Genomic DNA, 25243 nt, shown 5'->3' with positions numbered 1-25243 from the left:
AACCTATCCGTTCTTACATTTTTTATTGCATAAAGAACTGCGACGGAGTCCGACAAATCGGTCAACAGCACTGATCAGGGTTCATGAAACAATAAAAAACCGATACCTATTGTATTGAAATACAAGCAGATAACGGAAAAAACAATTTGACCTTGTAAATGAACGGTGTAATAAAATTCAGAGGTCGTACAAACGTACAGTAAAAAGACGGATAAAAAAAACAGCGGCTTTATTTTGAACCACCGGCTCTAGAATGTGTTAACTTGACGTGAACATCTTTATCAAAAAAAATTTGCTATGAAAAAACTCGTTGCGCTGACATTCGCTGCATTTTGTACTGCCGCATTTCTCAGCTATAGTTACAAAACACCTGCTCCCCAGCCTTTAACACCGGAATGTTATGTGAGCTGTTTTACCACTGAAATCATGGATCAATTCAAAGCAGAAGCCTCCACTGCTTCATTTGCCATGATGCATGATAACCCGATTCCATATGTTGCTGCTGATCCATTAGGCAAGCCTGTCACATTCAAAGCAGCAGATGGAACCAATGCCATGGGTTATGAAATTCGGAGTAAGAAAAAAAGTAACAAATGGTTATTTGTGATTCAGGAATGGTGGGGATTGAATGATTACATTAAAAAAGAAAGTGAAACCTATTACAATGACCTAGAAGATGTGAATGTCATTGCCTTGGATTTATATGATGGCAAAATTGCTGCCACAGCTGATAGTGCTATGAAACTGATTCAGTCTGTCAAAACTGATAGACTTGAGAGTATCATTAAAGGCGCAATTGCTTATGCAGGAACTGATGCCAAAATCTACACTGTAGGTTGGTGCTTTGGTGGCATGTGGAGTTTACAAAGTACATTATTGGCGGGTAAACAAGCAGCAGGTTGTGTGATGTTTTATGGAAAACCTGAAAACAATGTTGAGAAACTCAAAACATTGAACTGTGATGTTATTGGTTTCTTTGGTAATAAAGACCGTAGCCCTTCACCTGAAGTGGTGAATAAATTTGAAGCCGATATGCAAGCAGCTGGAAAAAAATTGATTGCCAATAAGTATGATGCCGGACATGGTTTTGCCAATCCAAGCAATCCTGTATTCAACAAAGAGGCAGCAGCAGATGCACATGCAAAAGCAGTGGCTTTCTTGAAAGAGAGAATGTAGGGAGCAAAGCTTCAAGCTACAAGCCTCAAGCAGCAAGTTTTAGGTTACAAGAAAGTGGATAGCTAATGGCGAATGAGTTATTGCTTATGGTTCTACTATAAGCTATGGGCCATCAGCCATTAGCTATTCTTCTACATATCCTGCACAATCTTCTTATAGCTCGTAACAATTCCTTTGATCAGCGAAGAACTAAATCCTTGATGTTCCATTTCATTGAGGCCTGCAATGGTGCAGCCCTTGGGTGTTGTTACTTTATCTATTTCCTGTTCCGGGTGCGTATTTTTTGTCAATAATAATTCTGCTGCGCCTTTTACTGTTTGTGCTGCAATCAAAGAAGCTACCGACGCACTAAAACCAATTTCAATACCTCCTTGGATATTTGCTCGAATATAACGCATTGCATACGCAGTGCCACATGCTCCTAGTACTGTTGCTGCATCCATTAATTTCTCGTCGATATTGACGGTCTTTCCAAGCTGATTAAACAAAGAAGTAACATACAAGAGTTGATCTTGATCTGCTTCAGATGCACAGATACAGGTCATACTTTGTTGAATGGCAATGGCTGTATTGGGCATCACACGAAATAAAGCAATTTGATTACCAACAATCTCGCGAATATCTTTGATCCATACACCTGTTACAACGCTCACCAGCACATGCCGTTTTTCATTCAACGAGGGTTTGAGTTGTGTTAATACTTCTTTGATTTGAAAAGGTTTCACAGCCAGTATGATACAATCCGCATACTTCACTGCGGCAGTATTATCATCACTAATGATGACTCCTTTTTCTTCAAGTGGCTTTAGTGATTCAATATTTCGCTTGGTAACAATAAGATGTTCAGGTAGGATAAATCCACTGTTGATTAAACCTTCAGCCATAGCTGCACCTAGATTACCTCCACCAATGATGGCTAATTTTTTGTTCATGACGATTGCTTTTGTTGAGCTAATAGTTGATAGCTTATAGCATATAGAATAACACTTACAGCAACATAAAATTAGCATTTGCGATTAAACATCAATTGTAAGCTATTGGATATGATCTATTAGCCATAACGCATACTGCTCCCTCCAAATTTACCCCAAAGTTCTCAGATAATTCCTTACGTAATCAGTAACGCCTGTTTCCAGAGAAGTGAAAGGAATTGTATAACCTGCATTGCGTAGTTTTTGCATATTGGCTTCGGTAAAATATTGGTATTTGTCACGAATATCTTCCGGCATATCGATAAAATGAATCGCCGGTTCCTTATCAAGGCCGGCAAATGTGGCTTTTACTAGATCAATAAACGTTCTGGCTTGACCGGTACCTAAGTTATATAAACCGTTTTGGTCCATGGTCCATAGTCCATGGTCCTCCGAAAGGAGTCCTTTGGACATAGATTTGCGAATCCATTCAATGACACTCACTACATCTTTGACATAAATAAAATCACGGAGTTGTTCTCCGTCTTTAAAATCAGGACGATGGCTTTTGAACAGTTTTACGTAACCCTCCTTTTGAATCTGATTAAATGCATGCCATATCACACTGGCCATTCTTCCTTTATGGTATTCATCAGGACCATACACATTGAAGAATTTGAGTCCGGCCCAAAAAGGCGGATGTTCATTTTGTGCTAAAGCCCATTTATCAAATTCATTTTTACTGATACCATAGGGATTGAGTGGTTGCAGTTTTGATACGACTTCATGATCATCATTGTATCCAAAAGCACCATCTCCATAAGTTGCTGCAGAAGATGCGTAGATCAATGGTATTTGATGAAGCGTACAGTACTTCCAAACAGCTTTTGAATATTCAACATTGAGTGTTTCATGAATACTATAATCAAACTCCGTTGTATCTGTTCTGGCACCAAGGTGAATGATACATTCAATTTTGGGTTGATGGAGTTCCAACCAGTCTATGAGATTGTATCGCTCAACGATATGTGCATATGCTGTTTTTTCCCAGTTTTTTCTTTTGGCCTCTATTCCGAAATCATCCACCAATATTAAATCCCGATATCCCAGCTCATTCAGGTATCTCACCATGCGAGAACCGATAAATCCGGCAGCACCGGTGACAATGATATAGGAAGGGTTTTCCGACATGTTTACTTGATCAGTTTTTCAATAGCAGTATCATACAAATTCTTCCAGGTCTCAATATTACCCCAAGATTCACCATTCACTTCAATATTGCCTGAAGTAACGGTACCTAAAACGGTAACAGCGATACCTGCTTTCTGTGCTGCGGCTTCAATATTATTTAATTGGTCGGCGGAACAACTCACCACTACACGACTTTGCGCTTCTCCAAACCAGAAAGCATCTTTACGAATAGCGCTATTGGCTTGTACTGCAAATCCTAGGTTACGATGGAAACCACTTTCCAATAAAGTGATGGCTAATCCACCTTCACTGATATCATGTGCACTATTGATTTTCTTTTCTTTGATCAATGATGCAATCAGTTGTTGAACTGTATATTCTTCATCCAGTTCAAAATGAGGGGCTGGTGAAAATTCTACTTTTTTGAGTTTATGTAAGTACTCTGAAGAAGCAATATCATTTTGTTGTGTACCTATCAGTATGATCACATCTCCTTCATTTTTAAAATCAAGGGTCATCTTCGCATGTACGTCATCTACGATACCCACCATACCAATGGTTGGTGTTGGATATACAGGTCCATCCGGATTCTGGTTGTAGAAACTCACATTACCTCCTGTTACAGGGGTATTGAATTTTCTACAAGCATCGCCCATTCCAGTAACGGCTTTCACGAATTGATAATACACTTCAGGATCATAAGGATTACCAAAGTTGAGACAGTTGGTAACACCGATGGGTTCCCCGCCACTGCAAACAATATTTCGGGCTGCTTCTGCAACAGCAATCATTCCACCTTTGTATGGATCAGCAAACACATAGCGACTATTACAATCAACCGTTACTGCTAATCCTTTTCCGGTTCCCTTTGCCAATACTACAGTTGCATCACTAGGTGAGTTGGTAGAAGTATTCGCAGCTCCCACCATGCTATCATATTGCGTGTATACCCAACGCTTTGAAGCAATATTGGGAATTTGAACCAATTGTTCTGCAACAGATTTCAGATCTGTTACATCTGCAATACTATTGATGTCAAATGCATTGATCTTTTCAAAATATTTGGGTTCACGGTATTCACGTGTATACTGCGGAGCTCCGCCACCCAATACGAGTTCATGTGCCGGAATTTCTGCTTCCAGTTCTCCATGCATATAGAATTTCAATAAGCCGTCACCGGTTACTTCTCCGATATTACTGGCTGAAAGATCCCACTTCTCAAATACTTTCAACACTGCTTCCTCTTTACCTTTTTCAACAACGATCAACATGCGTTCTTGGCTTTCACTTAGTAACAGTTCCCAAGCTTTCATATTTTGTTGACGGGTAGGTACTTTTTCCAGATCGATACGCATCCCTACTCCACCTTTCGCACTCATTTCAGCAGTAGAACAAATGATACCTGCTGCACCCATGTCTTGCATACCTACAACAGCACCTGTATCGATCAATTCCAAACAAGCTTCTAAGAGTTTCTTTTCTTGAAATGGATCTCCCACTTGAACTGCAGGTAGTTCTTCCGCACTTTCCGCAGTGATATCAGCAGATGCAAAAGACGCACCACCAATACCATCTTTACCGGTTGCACTTCCTACAAAGAAAACAGGGTTACCAATACCAGCGGCAGTGGCACTAATCATATCACCTGCCTTCATGATACCTACACTCATGGCATTCACCAATGGGTTGGTATGATAACAATCTTCAAAATAAACTTCGCCCCCTACCGTGGGTACACCAAAGCAATTACCATAGTGACCAATACCGTGTACCACACCACTCAACAAACGTTGTGTCTTTTTATCTTTTAAATTTCCAAAGCGAAGACTATTCAATGATGCAATGGGTCTTGCCCCCATCGTAAAAATATCTCTTTGGATACCACCTACTCCGGTAGCTGCCCCCTGGAAGGGTTCAATAGCGCTGGGGTGATTATGACTTTCAATTTTAAAGACCACACCAAAACCATTACCCATATCCATCAATCCGGCATTCTCTTCACCTGCTGCTACCAGCATTCTGCCACCATCACGGGGAAGGGTTTTTAACCACTTAATGGAGTTTTTATAACTACAGTGTTCACTCCACATACCACTAAAAGCACATAGCTCAGTAAAGTTGGGAGTTCTGCCTAGTTTTTGCTTGATGAGTTCGAATTCTTCTGCTGTAAGACGCAGTTTTTCGGCGGTTTGAACGGTAATTTCCATGATGCTGCGAAGGTAAGTAAGAAAGTCAAAGGTGAAAAGTGAAAGGTTGGTTGGCTTATGGTTCATAGTCCATAGCCCATGGCTTATGGTAGGACAAATTGAACACTGCCCATTTAGATCAGACCGAGTTATCTTTCCCCCTTTCACTTTTCACCTTTCACCTCTCACTTTTCACCTCTCAGCCCTTCACAATTCTTCCACTACCATTCTTATGTGTACGAATGTTTTGGGCGTTGCCGGAGTAGTGTACGTTGCCGCTGCCGGAGATATGAACATCGATAGATGTGTTGGCATGAACTTTTATATTACCACTGCCACTGATATGAGCACTGGCATCATCGGAGATTACTTCTTTACAATCAATATTACCACTACCGCTAATACGGGCTTCGATTTCTTTAGCAGTACCCTTCATTTTGATACCTCCACTTCCTGATACAGAAACATCTATTTCATTGAATTGATCAAATTCAAATCGGATATTACCTGAACCGGATACCATCACATTGGTGGTTCCTTCATTATTAAATTCGCCTCTGCCAATGATATCACCACTGCCGGAAAGGGAAAGATGCTGAAGTCTTGTGGCTGTTACATAAACTGTAATCTTATTTTTTGACCGGATATTCCCATACTTTTTTGCACGGATATACAGTTTACCATTTTCGACAACGGTCTCGATGTGTTCCAATAGATTTTCATCGCCCTCAATTGTTACATCCGTACTATTACCATAAGCAACCATTACATCCCATGAACCGGAGGAACTGATACCCGTAAAAGGTTGCACTTTTCTGGTTTCCTTTTTAAGAATCCCATTTCCATCAATACTCTTCCAATTCCATTGAGACGAAGCGCCCATACTGATCATCAGTAAAGCAATAATCCATATTTTTTTCATACTCAGGTGTTTTTGAGGTGGAACGATGCAGATGAAGATTAGTTACAATTTGATGGCTTATAGTTCATGGCTCATGGTCCATGGTCCATAGCAAAAGAGATATGTAAAGACCCTGAGATTCATTTAAATAAAAAGAGGCTGTACCAGGTTTTTGATACAGCCTCATATTTTACTATGGACTATGTACTATGGACCATTAGCCATGAGCCATAAGCCTCACCTTCTATTCAGCTATTGCCAAAGAATTGAAGTATTTGTCGCGCAGCTCTTTGTTCTCACCATTCTTGCCCGCTTTGTATCCTAAAGTAATCGCATAGGCTTTGTAGAAAACCATTCGATTGGTAGAAACTGAAGTTTTACCATCTTTTACAGTCTTGATTTCAAACTGATAATACAGGTACTTGTCTTTGTACTTTCCCTCTGATTCACTCAAAATTTCTCCACCACTCTGGGTCATACCCATTTTCAATTGCTCTTTAAAATCTTCGGTATCTTTCAAGCCTTCAATCTGTTCTTCAGTCATACCAAATGCAGTGAAATCCAGTAAGATGGTGGCCATTTCCGTTGAATCAGCTACCGTACATCTTTTTACTTTCTGTGGACCGCCATTTGTATTGACTTCAACGGGTTCAGCAGGCATTTCTACAGTTACCTTATCCATTACACTTACTTTTTTCCAATCCTCTGTTATGATCGTAAAAGCCGAGCTCACTAAAGCGATCATTGCGATTAATACAAGTTTTTTCATTTTTTCGGTTTTGATATAGGTTGCGAAACTGCTCAAAAGATTACATAAATAGAAAAATATTCTTACACCCAGCTTAACAAGCTAATAGTCAGATATTTATGGGTAAAATTTTCTAAGTGTCATACAAATTAAAATAAAATCTATATTAATTTTTTTCCACAAAAAGTCCGTTTTTTAATGTCATAGCTTATATAAAATGATATTTTATTGTTTTTTACGCCTAATTTTACGCAGCCAAAAAAAACAACCCTATGTCTTTACGCTTCGACGCAATCAGTAACATCAACAACACTGAAACAGCCGTTCCGGCCAGTGCCAAAATCACAGGAATATTCGGAACCAATGTATTTACCCTGAAAACAGCTCGTGAATACTTAAGTGATGAAGCCTACAAAAGTTTGATCACCAGCATCCGCGGCGGCAAAAAAATTGATCGTAATGTAGCCAACCAAATTGCCAATGGCATTCGTGCCTGGGCTGAAAGTAAAGGCGTTACACACTATACCCACTGGTTTCAACCCTTAACCGGAACCACTGCTGAAAAGCATGATTCGTTCTTCACCCTCAAAGGAGATGGTACCGCTATCGAAGAATTTGATGGTGCTGCATTGATCCAACAAGAACCCGATGCTTCTTCATTTCCGAGCGGTGGATTACGCGCTACTTTTGAAGCTCGTGGTTATACAGCATGGGATCCATCTTCACCTGCATTCATCATCGAAATCGGACAGGGTAAAACTTTATGTATCCCTACCATATTTGTTGCATACACAGGAGAATCACTCGACTATAAAGCGCCTTTGTTGAAAGCAATTGAGGCTTTGAATAAATCTGCTGTTGAGGTTTGTCATTATTTTGACAAGAATGTTACCAAAGTAACCCCTACCCTCGGTTGGGAACAAGAATATTTTGTGATAGATGAAGCATTGGCTACTGCCCGCCCGGATTTAATCCAGTGCGGACGTACCGTTTTTGGTGCTGCTCCTGCAAAAGGACAGCAATTGGAAGACCATTATTTTGGATCTATCCCTGAGCGAGTGTATGCATTTATGCGTGACTTCGAGCAAGAATCTTATAAACTGGGGATTCCTTTGCGTACTCGTCACAATGAAGTAGCGCCTGCTCAGTTTGAGTGTGCTCCTATTTTCGAAGAAGTAAACATCGCAGTTGACCACAATACTTTATTGATGGATGTCATGATACGTGTTGCCAAGCGCCATAAGCTGGTAGTATTGTTGCATGAAAAACCATTCGCAGGTATCAACGGTAGTGGTAAACACAATAACTGGAGTATGGCTACGGATACAGGTGTGAACTTGTTAGCTCCAGGTAAAACACCGAAGACCAATCTCATGTTCCTGACTTTCTTCGTGAATACGATCAAAGCGGTTCATGACTATGCTGATATCATGCGCGCAGCCATTGCTTCTGCTCCTAACGATCATCGTCTGGGTGCCAACGAAGCTCCTCCTGCTATCATATCAGTATTCGTTGGACAATACCTAGCGAAGGTTTTATCGGATATCGAAACCCGTGTTAGCACCAAGTTCGATGAACAAGATGAAGCGATCCTGAAACTTGATTTACATCGCAGCATCCCTGAGTTATTGCTGGATAATACCGATCGTAACAGAACTTCTCCATTTGCTTTTACCGGTAATAAATTTGAATTCCGCGCAGTAGGTTCTTCTGCAAACTGTGCTATCTCCATGACTGTATTGAATACCATCATGGCAGATACTTTGAAGAAATTCAAGGCAGATGTGGATGCAATCATTGAAAAAGGTGACAAAAAAGAAATCGCAATCATGCAAGTGATTCAGCGTTACATTGTAGAAAGCAAAAATGTATTGTTTGAAGGTGATGGCTATAGTGAAGAATGGCATAAAGAAGCAGAGCGCAGAGGTTTACCAAATCTGAAAACAACTCCGGTAGCCCTGGATGCTTTTGTAACTGACAAAGCCAAGAAACTGTTTGAAAACAATGGTGTATATACCCATGTTGAATTAGAAGCACGTCATGAGATTGAACTGGAGAAATACATCAAGAAAGTACAGATCGAAGCAAGAGTGATGGGTGATTTAGCAATCAACCATATTATTCCGGCGGCTATTTCTTATCAGAATGAATTATTGACCAATATCAATGGATTAAAATCTGCAGGACTAGCCGAATCTGCTTACAAGAGCCAACTGAATATCCTGAAAGAAGTAAGCGAACATATTCAGGTGATTCACGATAAAGTAAATGCCATGGTAGAAGCGCGTAAAGTAGCCAACAATATTGAGCACTCACGTGAGAAAGCCATCGCATACGAATCTATTAAGTCTACCTATTTCGATGAGATCCGTTACCATGTTGACAAACTGGAACACCTCGTTGATGATGAAAAATGGACACTGCCTAAGTATCGTGAAATGTTATTTTTAAGATAAACGTTTTCTTTTTGACTTGAGCAATCATAGCCCTGTGCCGTTCCCGGCGTGGGGCTTTTTTTAGTCCATGGTCCATAGTCGATAGTCCATAGTAGGAAGATGACATTGACTTCATTTCTTGCAATGGACTATGGACCATCGACCATGGACTACCATCGCCCCATTCACCACTACCTAATCACCATTCACCGAAAACCTCTTTTGCTGAATAAACCTAAATGATAACTTTCTGTCTAATAAAAACTAAACTCAAAAACATGAAAAAATTAATCGGATTATTAGCCGTTGTACTGATCAGCTCTGCTGCAATGGCACAAGGTGGTGGCGGACCACAAATGACACCTGAAGAAAGAATCGCCATGATGAAACAGCGACTTGAGCCTGCTGGACTTTCACCTGTTCATACAGACTCGGTTATTGCCATTATGATGGATCGTAATATCATGGCTGGCGCAAATCTGAGAGACATGAGTCCGGAAGACAGACAAGCAAAAATGAAAGAGTGGAGCGAGATTAGAGCAAAAAGAATGGCAAAGGCTGGTATCCCTGAAGAGCAAATTAAAAAAGTAATGGATATTTTTGCTACTCGTCCGGGTGGCGGTAGAGGTGGTGGTAGATAATTATTACCTCATTGATTTTAGCCACAGATGCACAGATTACCATTCAATTTAATCTGTGAATCTGTGGCTAATTTTATTTCAGTTGATCAAGAAATGCTTTCAGCACTTTAATATTCTCTTCTTTATTATCATGCATCGTTGAATGACCGGCGTTGGGTATCACAGTAAACTTTGCTCCCGGTATCATTTGCTGGAAACGCTGTACTGTTTGTGGTCTGGCTTCATCAAATGCTCCCGTAATAAAAAGTACCGGTACTCGAATGGTTCTCAAGCTTTCAATGCGATCATAATTCAGCAAAGAACCTGTAGCAGTGAACTCAGTGGGTCCCCACATGTAGCGATAAATGAATTTATTACTCTTGACATCAGCAGTATCGAGATGACTTTTTCTTCGCTCTGTCCTCAATCCGAAATTTTTCACAAAAAAAATATTGGCTCGTTGGTATTCAGGCGAGTCGAATGTATGGGTTTGTTCTCCTGTCCTTATGTATTGTTGAATAGAATCGGGTAAAGATGCAATCAGCGTATCAGCATCTGCTTTCCAAACTTTTGTACTGAAGTATGGACTATTAAATGAAATCGCTTTTACAGCTTGAGGATATTTGAGATAGTACTCTAAAGCCAACGCCGTTCCCCACGAATGTCCATGCAAGTAAAAAGAGGTTAATCCTAATTCTTTTCGTACTGCTTCCACTTGTTCTACAAAATTATCTACAGTCAGCAATATTGTATCGGTATGATAATCTGATCTGCCTCCACCCAGTTGATCAAAAATAATAACGGGGCGATCTTTTCCGATCTCTTCAAACTGATAAAACGATCTGCTGGTTCCACCCGGACCACCATGTAACATCATGATGGGCGTGCCTTTGCCTTCACCAAATACGCGATACCATACTCGTCCTCCTTTTACTTGAGCATAGCCTTCATGAGGCAAAATAGAAGAACTTGTTCCACAGCCACATACAATAATCACTAAAACAAAGTATAAATATGGATCCATAATTTTCTATTCATAAAAACCATTTACTACTAAAAATAATATTTCAATGATGAAAAGTGTATAATAAAAAAGCCCCAAGAAAATATTGGGGCTTAATAAAAATTAGATTCAGTTTATTTCATCTTAAATGTTTCCAAAAACTTAGTAGTGAAATTTCCTTTCCTGAAATCTTCATTCTGCATGAGTTGCAAATGGAATGGAATGGTTGTTTTCACCCCTTCAATCACATACTCGCTCAGTGCACGGTACATGGTATCAATAGCTTCCTCACGAGTTTGTGCGATGGTGATCAGTTTACCGATCATAGAATCATAATAAGGAGGAATCACATACCCGGCATACACATGACTGTCTACACGAACCCCATGTCCACCCGGAGTATGTAACACTGTTATTTTACCAGGAGAAGGTCTGAAATCATTGTATGGATCTTCTGCATTGATACGACATTCAATTGCATGCATTTGCGGTTCATAGTTTCTTCCACTGATCTTCTCACCCATTGCAATTTTGATTTGTTCTTTGATCAAATCAAAATTGATCACTTCTTCCGTAACACAATGTTCTACCTGAATACGGGTATTCATTTCCATGAAGTAGAAATTGCGATGTTTATCAACCAAGAATTCAATTGTTCCGACACTTTCATAATTGATGGCAGCTGCAGCTTTACAAGCAGCTTCACCCATTTTTTTACGAAGCTCCGGTGTCATGAATGGTGAGGGAGATTCCTCTACCAGTTTTTGGTGACGACGTTGAATAGAACAATCACGCTCACTCATATGACAAACAGTACCATATTGGTCTCCAGCAACCTGGATCTCAATGTGACGAGGCTCTTCCACAAATTTCTCCATATAAACGCCATCGTTTTTGAATGCAGCAGCTGCTTCTGTTCTTGCAGTGGTATAAGCTCTCTCTAGTTCACTCTCTTCGTTCACAACACGCATACCTTTACCACCACCACCGGCAGTTGCTTTGAGGATAACAGGATAGCCGATCTCTTTAGCAAGTTTTTTTGCTTCTTCCACACTATCCAATAATCCTTCTCCGCCCGGCACCACAGGTACACCGGCTTTGATCATGGTTTCTTTTGCAGTGATCTTATCACCCATTTTATTGATCATCTCAGGTGTAGGACCAATGAATTTGATACCATGATCGGCGCAGATCTGAGAGAAGCGGGCATTTTCAGCCAAGAAACCATAACCCGGATGAATAGCATCTGCATTGGTGATTTCAGCCGCAGCCATAATGTGCGGTATATTCAAATAAGAATCAACTCCATGGGGTTTTCCAATACAAACAGCTTCATCCGCAAATTTCACATGCAAACTGTCTTTATCTGCTGTAGAATAAACGGCTACTGTTTTGATCCCCATCTCACGACAGGTACGAATTACACGAAGTGCAATCTCTCCCCTGTTGGCAATCAATATTTTCTTGAACATTGAGGTAATTTGAAAATTTGAAAATTTGAAAATTTGAAAATGAAAGTATTAATGGATAATTCGAAAATTTGAAAACAGGATATCCTATTTTCATCCCGCAAAAAATGCGGGACAAATTACCTCATTTTCAAATTATTTATTTCGGCTCTACTAAAAACAGTGGCTGGTCATATTCCACCGGACTTGCGTCATCCACCAATACTTTAACGATGGTACCGCTGATCTCACTTTCAATCTCATTGAACAGCTTCATAGCTTCAATGATACAAACCACTTTTCCGGGTGCGATTTCTGCACCTACGTCTGCAAGAACAGGCTTATCGGGAGAAGCTCTGCGATAAAAAGTTCCAATCATAGGACTTTTGATCGTGATCAGGTTGTCTGACTTAGGAGCCGGAGCAGCAGGTGCCGCGGGGGCTGCAGCAGCGGGTGCTGGGGCTGTGGCAGGAGCAGGAGCAGGAGCCGTATGGAAAACCTGCGCAGGAGCAGCAGCTACTGTTACTGCAGGCTCTTCTTTCTGCTTGATGGTTACCTTACCATCTTTATCTTCTATACTGATTTCACCAATATTACTCTTATTGATGATCTTGATCAACTCGTGAATTTGCTTTAAATCCATAATGGCAATTTTTGGGGTAAAATCGGTTAGTTTAGGTCAAATCGAGGGGCAAAATAGCTTTTTTTTGATAAAAACAGGGGATTTCTTTGATTTTGGGATATTCTTTTTTGAGGTTGACACTTGATATTTAACAGTTGATAGTTGATAGGAATACAATATCCTTCTTTCTGTCAACTATCAACTGTCAACTATCCTTTGTAACCAAAAAAGGCACCCGAAAGTGCCTTTCCTATTATAAACGAATTTCATTATTCTTTAACACGTTCTACATAATCACCAGTCTTGGTGTTTACGCGAATCAGTTCGCCATCTTCCACAAACAAGGGTACCATTACGGTAGCACCTGTTTCAACAGTAGCGGCTTTTAGGGCGCGGGTAGCTGTATCACCTCTTAAACCCGGCTCACAATAAGTGATCTTTAAAACAATCTTTTCAGGTAATTCAGCACCAATAGGTTGATCTGTTTCGGTATTGATATAAACAAACACCTCAGAACCATCTTTCAGAAACTGAGGAGCGTCAATCATTTCTTCCGCCAGCGCAATCTGCTCGAATGTCTCATTATTCATCAGGTTAAAACCACTTTCGTCCTTGTACAAGAACTGAAAAGCTTTTTTCTCCACACGCACTGGGAAAATGTTTTCTCCACTGTTCCAGGTTTTTTCAATAGAACGTTTGTTATCCACCCCTTTCAGCTTGGCCCAAACCTTTGCTGCTGCACGGGCTGTTTTGTTCTCACCAAATTCTACCACTGAATATAAGCTGCCGTCTAGCTTTAAAATCATGCCACGGCTGATGTCTGATGTAGTTGCCATAATAAGGTTTATTTCTGCCGCAAAAGTAGGGGTTTGGGGGGATTTTATGATGTCGGATGTCGGATGCCTGATTTTTCTCCCAATTACCCCAAAAAAGTTCCCGATTAATAAATGCCGCTGCGTAAACACTCCTTTTGCATGCTCTCTGCAGTAAACTATGTTTTATTTACCGCAGAGAATTGAAGTAACCAGAGATAAGGCAGAGATTTTTGACTTAGAATAGTAGCGCTATTAAAAAAATATTAGGTCTGGACTGCGGTATTGAAAAAGATGGTATCTGTTAAAGAGATCAAAAAACTAAACCTATGGAAAACGTCATTCGATTGATCTGCCGTCTCATGCTTTTATTACTTCCGCTGGGCAGTTTTGCGAATACCATTATAGTAAAAGGTACCGTAAAATACAGCAATGGTCAACCTGCTGGCAACAAAGTAATCACTATTAGAATCGATAGCAGTAGTGTGTCTGCCGCTTGTTGTATAGTCAAAACAGTAAAAACCAATCCAAATGGTTTTTATATAGATACGATTCGATGTAACAGTACTATTACGAAAATAAAAGTGAGTACAGAGAATTGTGATGGGCAACTACTCATCAATCATCCCAATATCAATAACACCAGCAACTACGCAGAAAGTAATTTTATACTCTGTACACCTGGTAGTAGCATTCCACCAGCGAATTGCAAAGCAGTACTGACATATGAAAAGCTTCAGGGAAAAACATTTCGATTCAGTTCAAAAAATAGTACGGTACCTGCCGGTGATAGTATCCTCCTTAGAAAATGGATTTTCGGTGATGGCAGCATACTTGAGGGAAGAGAAATTAGTCCACTAAAAGAATTTAAAGACACCGGTGTGTATAATGTTTGCCTATACATTAAAACGCAAAAGGGCTGCGAAAGCAAAGTATGTGCAACCATCATTGTACGCGACTCAATCGTAAAACCAACGCTTACCTGTCAGGCTAAATTCAGTTTCCGAATAGATGGAAAAAAAGTAGTCTTCAATAGCACCAGCAGTTTTATCAACAATGATAGTATTGTTAAGTATGGCTGGATTTTGGGTGATGGCAAAATAATAGAAAGTGGCGCTAAAGAACTTGTGTACCAATACAGCAAATCCGGTAAATACCAAGTATGTCTGTATACAAAAACCGCCAAAGGTTGCGAAAGCAGGTATTGTACTACTATTGAAATTGAAGAACCTCTTATTTGTACTGCCATGTATACGTTTGAAAAAAACGGTAATCGCAGTTTTAGATTTAACAGTGCCAGAAGTTTGGCATCCAATGGCGACAGCATCATACAGCGCATCTGGATTTTGGGTGATGGAACGGCTATTGATGGGAATGAAATGAGTGTCTCAAAAACGTTTAAAGACACCGGCTCCTACACCGTTTGTTTGAAAATAAAATCTGCCAAGGGTTGTGAAGCTATGTATTGCAGTACCATTCTTGTTAAAGATCCTACGATTGCGAATCCACCTTTGTATTGTAAAGCCATATTTAGTTATACAAAGAAAGAACAGTCCATACAATTTAATAGTCTGGGCGCGGTAGCACCACAGGGTGATAGTATCATCAGCAGAACATGGTATTTTGGTGATAGCGCTGCCGCTTTAACAGGCAATAGAAAAGACCCAATCTATCAATATCGTAAATCAGGGGTGTACAATGTTTGCTTGGTTATTAAAACAGCAAAAGGTTGTGAGAGCAGGTATTGTGAGAACATCACGTACACAGCTCCGAATAACCGATGTGTTGCAACATTCTCTGATCAAAGACTAGCGCAGAAAAAAATCAAATTCAATAGCGTGGGTTCAACAGCTGTTCCTGGTGACAGTATCATTGAACGCAAATGGAAATTTGGTGACGGTACTGAATTAGGTGGAAATATAGTTGCACCGGAAAAAGAATACCGCCAAAAAGGTATCTATACAGTTTGTCTGAAAATAAAAACGGCTGCGGGTTGTAGTAGTGAAGTATGTAAAGTATTCGAAATAAAAGACAGTACGGTGAATGAACCTATTAGTCAGCGCATCAAAATCATCCAAATCAATCCCAATCCGGTTATATCTCGTTTTGTAACGACGATCTGGGTCAAAGTGGGTGTTGAAGTGGAGATTGGCATCTATGATATTTATGGCACCATCAAATGGAAAACCAAGAAAGGATTACTCAGCGGTAATAATTTTATTGAAATTCCGGCTGTAGAGTTAAAAACAGGTCCTTATTTCTTGAGAGTAACCAGTGCTGTTGGTAATGATAGTAGGTTGTTCTATAAATTATAGTGGTTTAGTAATATAAATTGCCACTGTCCGAAGGAGTCCCTTGGACAGTGGCAATAAATCCATGCTTCAGATGATCTATTTTCAACCACCTAACTAGTCTTCCGTACTCGGCTGTATTACGATTTCATTTAAGTACATTGCAGTAATGAAAAAACTGTTTTTGTCATTCTTTTTTCTCATGGCAGCCTTTTTACTCTCCGCTCACGAGTTTTGGCTGGCCCCTGATAAATATTTTTATACCATCCGAGACATCGCATTGATTCGTTTTCAGGTGGGTGAAAATTTCACAGGAGAAAATTGGACTGGTAATAAAGAAAAAATCAAACGACTCACCCATTATCTCCCCAATGGAACAATGGTGGATATTGCTGACAAACTATCCATCCAAAAAGGAGATTCCATCAGGTTGCCATTACAAGTCGAAGGCACGCATATGGTGGTATTCAACAGTATCAATTCACATATTGAGTTGGAAGGCGACAAATTCAATGATTATTTGAAAGAAGATGGACTGCAGACAGCGCTGGATTTCCGGCAAAAAAATAATGAAAATCAAAAGCCGGGTAAGGAATACTATCAGCGTTCTGTAAAAACCATTATCCAGGTAGGTGATGTAAAAACAGATGCCTGTATTGAGCCGACAACTCTTCCGCTCGATATAATTCCATTTGAAAACCCCTACGCCAGCCCTGCCAGGTTACCTTCCGATAACCTACCAACTGTGAAATTCAGGGTATTATTCAAGGGGAAGCCATTGGTCAATTTGCTGGTAAAGACTTGGCACCGAGAAAAAAATGGCGCGACACAGATGCAGGAATACCGCACGAATAACCGCGGAACAGTGACTGTGAAAAGATATTCAGGTCCATTTATGGTAAGTGCTGTTTATATGGAAAGACTCAATGGGGATGAAAAAGCAGATTGGCAGAGTTACTGGGCGAGTTTGAATTTTGAATACTCTTCATTTTTCAGCATCGGACGCTGATCTGAGGTATCTATTGAACAAAGTTTGGATCATTGGGTGGTATCCGTTCATTTTCTCCTATTTTTGCCGCAAATTTCAAATACAAGAAACCATTACCATGGCAGTATTAGTGAATAAAAACTCGAAGATCATTGTTCAGGGCTTTACCGGAACAGAAGGTACATTCCATGCTACCCAAATGATTGAATATGGTACCAATGTAGTTGGCGGTGTAACACCGGGCAAAGGCGGATCAACGCATTTGGATCGTCCGGTATTCAATACCGTAGCTGATGCAGTTAAAATTGCAGGTGCAGATGTAAGTATCATTTTCGTTCCCCCTGCTTTCGCGGCAGATGCGATCATGGAAGCTACCGATGCAGGAATTAGCCTGATTGTATGTATCACAGAAGGTATTCCTGTTCAGGATATGGTGAAAGTTAAAAACTATCTTTTGGGTAAAAATACCCGTTTGATCGGACCTAACTGTCCGGGTGTTATTACTGCAGGAGAGGCAAAAGTAGGTATCATGCCAGGCTTTATTTTCAAACCGGGTCGCATCGGTATCGTTTCTAAGAGTGGTACACTCACATACGAAGCTGCTGACCAAGTGGTGAAAGCAGGTTTAGGTATCAGTACAGCCATCGGAATTGGCGGTGACCCCATCATTGGTACACCTACAAAAGATGCCGTTGAATTATTAATGAACGATCCTGAAACCGATGGTATCATCATGATCGGTGAGATCGGCGGAAGCATGGAAGCAGAAGCTGCTCGTTGGATCAAAGACAATAAAACAAAACCGGTAGTTGGTTTCATTGCAGGCCAAACCGCTCCTCCGGGTCGTCGTATGGGACATGCGGGTGCTATTATTGGTGGTGCCGATGACACTGCAGCAGCTAAGATGAAAATCATGGCAGAATGTGGTATCGATGTAGTAGCCAGCCCTGCTGACATTGGTAAAACAATGGCTGCAGCTCTCAAAAAGTAATCAGCAAATTCATATCATTTTCTTTTACAAGAGGCTGTATCAAAAGTCCGATACAGCCTCTTTTTATTCGGGTACCTGATGGAGAAAGTTTTCATTTAGGCGATTCTCAAAGCCTTCTTTTTACTTTTGAGACTTCCTCTTCTTGTTTTATAGATTCACCCTTATCTCCTATTCTCTTTTCGCCGGACTAAAGTCCGGCGCTATTTAAAATTGTCGCTTACTCACTTGAAACTTTCTTGTTTCATGTTCCTTGTTTCTTATTTCTTTCCCTATTATTTAATTGTTACCAAGATAAAATACCCATTTACAGGTATTGCGTCATCATTAAAAAATTGGAAATTGCATTTGTTGGAAAATCAGTCCGCAGGGATAAACAACAACTACAAATTGGGGGTAAGCTTGTAGCAATTGCTGCAAGCTTCTTTTTTGCCCTAAACTTTTGTTAATCCAATTCACTTTGTATGAATATTACAGGATGTTTGCATCCCTATGAAATAGGACGTATTTTTCTACCAAATTTCATTGCATGATGCTCAAGAAGTTTCTTTTCGCAGTTTTATTATTCGTATCCATCAATTCATTCTCCCAACAAAAAGACACCAGTTTTACCAGAGAATGGTTACACATTGATACACTGATATTAAAAAATGGTTTGACGAAAACAGCTCTGGATAAAGTAAACCAACTGTATGAGAGAGCAAATAAGCAAAACCTCCCCGCTCAAAAGATTAAATGTTTGATTTATCGTTATTCTTTAGAAAATATTGTTTCAGCAAAAGGACCTATTGAAATAGCCGCCGATCTCCAAGCAGAAATAAAAAACAATAACGATCCCGTTGTACAAAGCTTATATCGCTTACTATTCAATAAACAATTACAAAAATATTTTCAAAACAATAGATGGGTCATTTACAACAGAAAGTCTGTTGTGAATAATCAAAATACAGATATCAATACATGGACTATTGATGACATCAGGAAAAACATTGCTCTGCAATTCAAGGAAATTTTAAAACATATTTCTTCTCTTGAGAAAATTACGGTAGATCAATATGATGCCATTCTTATCAAAGGCCATTATTCTTATGCCCCGCTTGACCTGGCAGATCTATGCTTAGTGGAAGCGATTGGTTTTTATAAATCTGAAGAGTATTTCGTCAGCAGAACCAGTGATTTTTTCTCCTTACAAGATCCTGCTGTATTGAATGAATTGAATGAATTTATAGAAACAAAATTTACTTCCCCGAATGATGATGCACATCATTTCATAACACTACAGTTATACCAGCAACTTTTAAGAAAGCATAAAAACCGAAACAGTTTGGGATGGCTACTTCAATTCAATCTTGAAAGAATCGAATGGGCATATGAACAAGCTAGATTTCCCAACAAAGATCATCATTATGAAAATACCCTGAAAAAGACTACTGCATTATATCCTAGCACTCCTGCTATCGCTTCGTATTGGTACGCTTTAGCAGCTAATGAAAAAAGAAAAGGCGACTCGTATCAACCTTTTTTAGATACTACACACCGATATGCACTTACCCATGCAAAAAAAATAATCACTGATGTACAATCAAGTTTTGATACCAGCCTACCTGCCGTACAAAAAATGCGAACACTTTTATCGGAAATAACAGTTCCGAGTTGGTCTATCAAGACAGAACATGTCAACCCAATTAATAAAAAATTTCGAGCGCGCGTAGCATATAAAAATATTGATACATTATATATCCGTATTCTAAAAGCCGGAAATGACGATCAGCAAGCTGAGGTATGGAAAAATGAGTTTTGGGAAAAAATAGTATCGATCTCTCCATTTAAAACCATTGCTCAAATCTTACCAAAAACAACAGATCATCAATACCACGGTGTTGAAATTGCCTTACCTGAATTACCATCTGGGGAATATGAATTATTATGCTCGAATGACCCTATGTTCAAAAATAATGACGTTAGTAAACTAAGTCATCAACGTTTCATCATTTCCAATATTAGTTATATCAAGAATAAAAATGACATTTTTGTAGTACATCGTGAAACAGGTAAGCCATTGGCTAATGTAACTGTATCAATCTTTGAAAACACTTATAACTCTGCATTGTATAAGTATCAGCTAAAATTGCTTGCCAAAAAAACGACTGATAAAAACGGCTATCTAAATTTCATTGAGAAAAAAAGCTACGCAACTTACAAGTATACTTTTGAAACCAAAAATGATCGTCTTTCATTTAGCAGAACTGAATATGAAAATTATTTCGAACCAACAACAAAGGAACTTACTGAGAGCAGTGAAATAGCTGACTATGAAAATAAAACGAAAAGAATTTTATTTTTTACAGACAGATCCATCTATAGACCCGGACAAACCTTATTTTTCAAAGGTATTGGCACCATGAAAGACTATGTGACCCAACAAAACAAAGTGATCAGTACAAAGGATTCAATTTGGGTGTACTTACAAAATGTCAACAGAAAAACGATTGACTCTGCTCGCTATCAGTTGAATAGTTATGGGTCATTTAGTGGCCGTTTCACTTTGCCTATGCAAGGGCTCACCGGCAGCTACTCTATCTATACCAAAAGAGAATATGGTAATTCGTCTGCCTATGTTTCAGTTGAAGAATACAAGCGACCAACATTTTCTGTAATACTAGAAAAACCTAAGGAAGCTTATCAACTCAATGACAGCATCACAGTTTCCGGTACTGCTAGAGCATTCGCAGGGAATAGCATTGATGGCGCAAAAGTGACATATACTGTAACAAGAGATGTGAGATTTCGGTATTACAATTACCGTCAAAGACCCACCAATTCTTATAACAGAAGAGAGATCAGCCAAGGAATTCTCACGACAGATGCAGCAGGTAATTTTCAAATCAAATTCAAAGCCACTACTGACGATATTAATATTGATAAAGAATCCAATCAATTATTTGATTTCTCTGTCAGCGCAACGGTCACAGATGCCAATGGCGAAACAAGAAATGCTCAAACTGCCATCACTACCGGCAATACCTCACTATCGCTTTCTCTAACTATACCTGAATGGGCAGATGCTAATCTATTTAAAGAGATTCCTGTATTAACAACCAATTTAAGTAATGAAAAAGAACCCGCCATTGTTCAAATAAAAATCACCTCACTTCAACATCCAGATAGACTGATCAAAAAAAGATTATGGGAACGTCCTGACCTATTCTTATACAATCCAAAAGATTTCATCTCATTATTTCCTAATGATGAGTATGAAAATGAATCCGATCCATCCACATGGTCAAGAGTATCTGTGTTGCAACAAACTAATATTGATACAAAAAATACGGATAAGTTTCTCTTGACAAAACCATTGCCACCCGGTCATTATGAAATAGTAGCAACAACCAAGGATAAAAATGGCCCTGTCGTAAAAACAGTGAATTATGTCAAGGTATTTAATTCCGTATCAAGACAGTTACCCTCACCTGAATATGATTTTACTTTCACAAAGAAAGAAACGGTTGAACCAGGGGATACTGCTGTATTTATTCATGGAGCATCAGCTAATGAAATATTTGTCATCAGCAAAACAGAACGCTTTAATAAAAAAGCTGTTCTTGAATATCAAACCCGCAAGAATGGATTGACAGATATCCGTTTTTCTCCAACCGAAACAGATAGAGGCGGTATGATGATTACACAAGCCTATGTGATTCACAATAGGATGTATACACAAACATACATGATCGATGTTCCATGGACCAATAAACAATTGGATGTTGAATACAGTTCTTATCGCAATAAAACGGAACCTGGAAGTAAAGAAAATTGGACGATCAAGATCAAGGGTTTAAAAGGTGATCATACGGATGCCGAGGTACTCACCGGCATGTATGATGCTTCTTTAGATCAATTCAAGCAACATCAATGGCAAAAACCGGCATTATGGCTGAATAACAGATGGAATAATTATTTCTATGCCGGAGATAATTTCACCATACAACAATCTTTAGCCAAATACGTAGACATTCCATTTGTTCAGTATGAAGAGGTTGAGCTGGACAGAATAGCCACAAATTCCGAAGATTTGATGGTTCAGAATCTTAAATATTGGTCTCAACAGCCTTCTAGCTTGCTTTCTATCCAAGCAAAAAAGCATTTGATAGAAAGTTTGCAATACACATCGAAGTATTATTTTAGTAACCATCGCAATGAGTTGATGGATCAGAATAAAGCCATGAGTCCGCCATCGGTTTTAACAGCCGCTGCTAAAAAAGCTACTACCGGTCTTAATGACGATACCGCCACGGGATTATTTTCTTATGATGCTTCTGTAGGATATGGTGATATTAAAATTAGAGGAGCAGGTATTTCTACGATAGTGCCGGGTAGTTTGTTATTAGTGGATGGTGTCATTGTGCCTAGTATTTCGAATATTAATCCTGCCGATATTATTTCTTCGGAGTATCTCGAGCCGGTTGAAGCAGTTAAACGCTTTGGACAGAAAGCCGAAAAGGGTGCTTTGATTATTACCACAAAAAATGCTCAAACGCCTGTAGTCATTCGTAAAAATTTTAATGAAACAGCCTTTTTTTATCCGCATCTACATGCAGACAGTACCGGCAATTACAGTTTCAGTTTTACGATGCCGGAAGCAGTTACACAATGGAAATGGATGACGATAGCACATAACAAAGACCTAGCTTTTGGCAGTGGTCAAGCTGATGTCATTACCCAGAAAACTTTAATGGTGCAAGCCAATGCTCCTCGATTCATGCGTGAAGGCGATAAAATGGAATTCAGTGCCAAAGTTTCTAACTTAAGTGATCAGGAGCTATCAGGACAAATAATGCTGGAACTCATTGATGCAAGTGCGGGTTCTTTAGTGGATGGCTGGTTTCAAAATGTATTTCCTTCACAATATTTTACCGTACCTGCTAAACAGAGTTCAGTTGTAAAATTTCCTATCCAAATACCTTTTAGTTTCAATCGTGCCCTTACTTGGCGATTGGTAGCAAAGGCAGGTAATTATAGTGATGGCGAAGAAAATACGCTTCCTGTCTTGACAAACAGACAATTGGTGACTGAAAGTTTACCCATCCTCATTACAAAAGATACCACACAAAAATTTCGTTTTGAAAAACTCATCAATGCCAATAGTCCGAGTTTAACACATGAAGCATTAACCATCAGCTACACAGCCAATCCCATTTGGGAAGCCATCCGTTCTCTACCCTATCTCATGGAATACCCATATGAGTGCGTTGAACAAACCTTTAATAGGTTTTATGCAAATGCATTGGCACACTATATCATAAATAAGGATGCCAAAATCAAAAAAGTATTTGAAGCTTGGCAAAAAGATACGGTTGCTTTGAAAAGCAAACTGCAATTGAACGAATCTTTGAAACAAGTAATGCTGGAAGAAACACCTTGGGTTTTTGAAGCCGAAACACAAGAACAGAAAAACAAAAACTTGGCGTTATTATTTGATGTCTTTCGCATGAACCAACAATCAGATCAATTGATCAAAAAATTAGAAGACATGCAACTGCCCGATGGTAGCTTTAGTTGGTTTAAAGGTGGTTATGCAGATCGATATATGACCAATTATGTCATGACAGGTATTGGTAAACTAAAAAGACTGGGAGCGATGACACCGGATATTGCTATCAGACTTAAACCCCTCATCGATAAAGCCATAAAATTCCTTGATGCTAGTATCACTAGAGACTACCGTGTATTAAAAGCTGCAAAGCTCGATTCTATCAAGCCGATACTTTCCGGATTTGAACTTCAGTATCTGTATATGAGAAGTTTCTTTAGAGATATTCAGCAAACCGGTACTTATGATGCTTATAGCTATTATTATGATCTTGGTAAGAAGAATATTCAAAGACAAAGTATTTACAATAAGTCTTTGTTAGGCTTGGTTTATTTTAGAAATAACGAAAAGAGGTTTGTGAATGTAAATATTCTTAGCCCTGTTTTAGAAAATGCTGTGGAAGATCCATCAAAAGCAACCGTTTATTGGAAAGATCGATCCGGCTATTCATGGTATACTTCACAGATAGAACATCAAAGTACAGTGATCCAATTTTTGCAAGAAGTCTTGCAAGATCAAAATTTTGTAGGCGGACAAAAAAGTATTAATCACGCCAGAAACTGGTTGCTGCTGAACAAACAAACCAATCATTGGAATACCACAGTAGCAACTGCCGATGCCGCTTATTCATTGATTATGACAGGTACAGACCTGCTGCACACAGATAAAAATATTACCATCCAATTAGGTAATACACTTTATAATAACCAAACCCATACAAAAGAAGTAGGTACAGGTTATTACCAGCAACGTGTAGAGGGTAGGTTGGTAAAACCAGAGATGGGAAATATTCAAATCACGGTACAAACAAAAGGAACAGGATCTAAGGAATCCATATCATGGGGTGCTGTACATTGGCAATATTTTGAGGATATGGATAAGATCACTCCTTCTGCAACTCCATTGTCAATTACCAAAGAATTGTTTGTTGAGAAAAATAGCAATGCCGGCAAAGTACTGGAAGCATTAAAAGAAAATGATGTGGTAAAACCCGGCGATAAAGTAATCGTCAGAATGATCATCAAAAGTGATCGTCCGATGGAATACCTCCACCTAAAAGATACCAGATCTGCCACCATGGAACCTGTGAATGTGTTGAGTGGATTCAAGTGGCAAGACAGACTTGGCTATTATGAAAGCACCAAAGATGCCAGTACAAATTTCTTTATTGGTCAACTGAATAAAGGGACTTATGTATTCGACTATCCTGTATACATCACCCACACCGGCGTATTCTCAACAGGTAATGCAAGTATCCAATGTATGTACGCACCTGAGTTTACAGCCAATTCGGGGGGAATGATATTGAGGGTAGAAGAATAAGTTTGATTTT

At 39.3% G+C, this 25243-nt stretch carries 16 protein-coding genes; 7 read left to right on the top strand and 9 right to left on the bottom strand.

Features of this window, described 5'->3' with window-relative positions:
* The first annotated feature begins 297 nt into the window (after window positions 1–297).
* Window positions 298–1176 carry a dienelactone hydrolase family protein gene (locus ACTIEV_RS02310; protein ID WP_322196075.1) on the top strand — a complete coding sequence of 293 codons (879 nt, stop codon included), beginning with the start codon at window positions 298–300 and terminating at the stop codon, window positions 1174–1176.
* A 131-nt stretch (window positions 1177–1307) separates the two neighbouring features.
* On the opposite strand, the gene proC is transcribed toward ACTIEV_RS02310, so the two are convergent.
* The 5 genes from proC to ACTIEV_RS02285 all read right to left on the bottom strand — a co-directional run bounded on the left by proC (window position 1308) and on the right by ACTIEV_RS02285 (window position 7134).
* A complete protein-coding gene (gene proC, locus ACTIEV_RS02305) occupies window positions 1308–2108 on the bottom strand; it encodes a pyrroline-5-carboxylate reductase (RefSeq protein WP_322196074.1) in 801 nt (266 codons plus the stop codon).
* Between the two features lie 150 nt (window positions 2109–2258).
* The gene (gene rfaD / locus ACTIEV_RS02300; RefSeq protein ID WP_322196073.1) at window positions 2259–3278 is read right to left on the bottom strand and encodes an ADP-glyceromanno-heptose 6-epimerase; all 1020 of its coding nucleotides are present in this window, start codon (window positions 3276–3278) and stop codon (window positions 2259–2261) included.
* A 2-nt stretch (window positions 3279–3280) separates the two neighbouring features.
* The gene (gene purL, locus ACTIEV_RS02295; RefSeq protein ID WP_322196072.1) at window positions 3281–5485 is read right to left on the bottom strand and encodes a phosphoribosylformylglycinamidine synthase subunit PurL; all 2205 of its coding nucleotides are present in this window, start codon (window positions 5483–5485) and stop codon (window positions 3281–3283) included.
* 178 nt (window positions 5486–5663) lie between these two features.
* Window positions 5664–6386: a head GIN domain-containing protein gene (locus tag ACTIEV_RS02290; RefSeq protein WP_322196071.1), complete on the bottom strand. Its 723-nt coding sequence runs from the start codon at window positions 6384–6386 to the stop codon at window positions 5664–5666.
* Between the two features lie 223 nt (window positions 6387–6609).
* A complete protein-coding gene (locus ACTIEV_RS02285) occupies window positions 6610–7134 on the bottom strand; it encodes a hypothetical protein (protein ID WP_250685027.1) in 525 nt (174 codons plus the stop codon).
* 251 nt (window positions 7135–7385) lie between these two features.
* Here ACTIEV_RS02285 and ACTIEV_RS02280 point away from each other — a divergent pair, with 251 nt between their 5' ends.
* Both ACTIEV_RS02280 and ACTIEV_RS02275 read left to right on the top strand, forming a co-directional pair.
* The gene (locus ACTIEV_RS02280) at window positions 7386–9569 is read left to right on the top strand and encodes a glutamine synthetase III family protein (RefSeq protein ID WP_322196070.1); all 2184 of its coding nucleotides are present in this window, start codon (window positions 7386–7388) and stop codon (window positions 9567–9569) included.
* A 257-nt stretch (window positions 9570–9826) separates the two neighbouring features.
* Window positions 9827–10189, top strand: coding sequence for a hypothetical protein (locus ACTIEV_RS02275; RefSeq protein WP_322196069.1), 363 nt, complete (start codon window positions 9827–9829; stop codon window positions 10187–10189).
* A gap of 73 nt (window positions 10190–10262) precedes the next feature.
* On the opposite strand, the gene ACTIEV_RS02270 is transcribed toward ACTIEV_RS02275, so the two are convergent.
* The 4 genes from ACTIEV_RS02270 to efp all read right to left on the bottom strand — a co-directional run bounded on the left by ACTIEV_RS02270 (window position 10263) and on the right by efp (window position 14077).
* The gene (locus ACTIEV_RS02270; protein ID WP_322196068.1) at window positions 10263–11192 is read right to left on the bottom strand and encodes a proline iminopeptidase-family hydrolase; all 930 of its coding nucleotides are present in this window, start codon (window positions 11190–11192) and stop codon (window positions 10263–10265) included.
* 113 nt (window positions 11193–11305) lie between these two features.
* A complete protein-coding gene (accC, locus tag ACTIEV_RS02265; RefSeq protein ID WP_178889924.1) occupies window positions 11306–12643 on the bottom strand; it encodes an acetyl-CoA carboxylase biotin carboxylase subunit in 1338 nt (445 codons plus the stop codon).
* Between the two features lie 136 nt (window positions 12644–12779).
* Entirely contained in the window at window positions 12780–13262 is a 483-nt protein-coding gene (gene accB / locus ACTIEV_RS02260; protein ID WP_322196067.1) for an acetyl-CoA carboxylase biotin carboxyl carrier protein, read from the bottom strand.
* Between the two features lie 248 nt (window positions 13263–13510).
* A complete protein-coding gene (gene efp / locus ACTIEV_RS02255; protein ID WP_178889926.1) occupies window positions 13511–14077 on the bottom strand; it encodes an elongation factor P in 567 nt (188 codons plus the stop codon).
* A 305-nt stretch (window positions 14078–14382) separates the two neighbouring features.
* On the opposite strand from efp, the gene ACTIEV_RS02250 reads away from it, so the two are divergent.
* From ACTIEV_RS02250 to ACTIEV_RS02235, 4 genes are all read left to right on the top strand, one after another.
* A complete protein-coding gene (locus ACTIEV_RS02250; protein ID WP_322196066.1) occupies window positions 14383–16368 on the top strand; it encodes a PKD domain-containing protein in 1986 nt (661 codons plus the stop codon).
* A 145-nt stretch (window positions 16369–16513) separates the two neighbouring features.
* Window positions 16514–17353, top strand: a complete 840-nt coding sequence (locus ACTIEV_RS02245) for a DUF4198 domain-containing protein (RefSeq protein WP_322196065.1) — start codon at window positions 16514–16516, stop codon at window positions 17351–17353.
* Between the two features lie 97 nt (window positions 17354–17450).
* Window positions 17451–18323: a succinate--CoA ligase subunit alpha gene (sucD, locus tag ACTIEV_RS02240; RefSeq protein WP_322196064.1), complete on the top strand. Its 873-nt coding sequence runs from the start codon at window positions 17451–17453 to the stop codon at window positions 18321–18323.
* Window positions 18324–18849: 526 nt separating this feature from the next.
* A complete protein-coding gene (locus tag ACTIEV_RS02235; protein WP_322196063.1) occupies window positions 18850–25233 on the top strand; it encodes an alpha-2-macroglobulin family protein in 6384 nt (2127 codons plus the stop codon).
* Window positions 25234–25243: the final 10 nt, after the last annotated feature.

This window comes from Sediminibacterium sp. (genome assembly GCF_051861365.1).
Classification (GTDB): Bacteria; Bacteroidota; Bacteroidia; order Chitinophagales; family Chitinophagaceae; genus Sediminibacterium.
The sequence above is the reverse complement of the archived record's forward strand: the minus strand, read 5'-3'. Positions and strand labels throughout refer to the sequence as shown.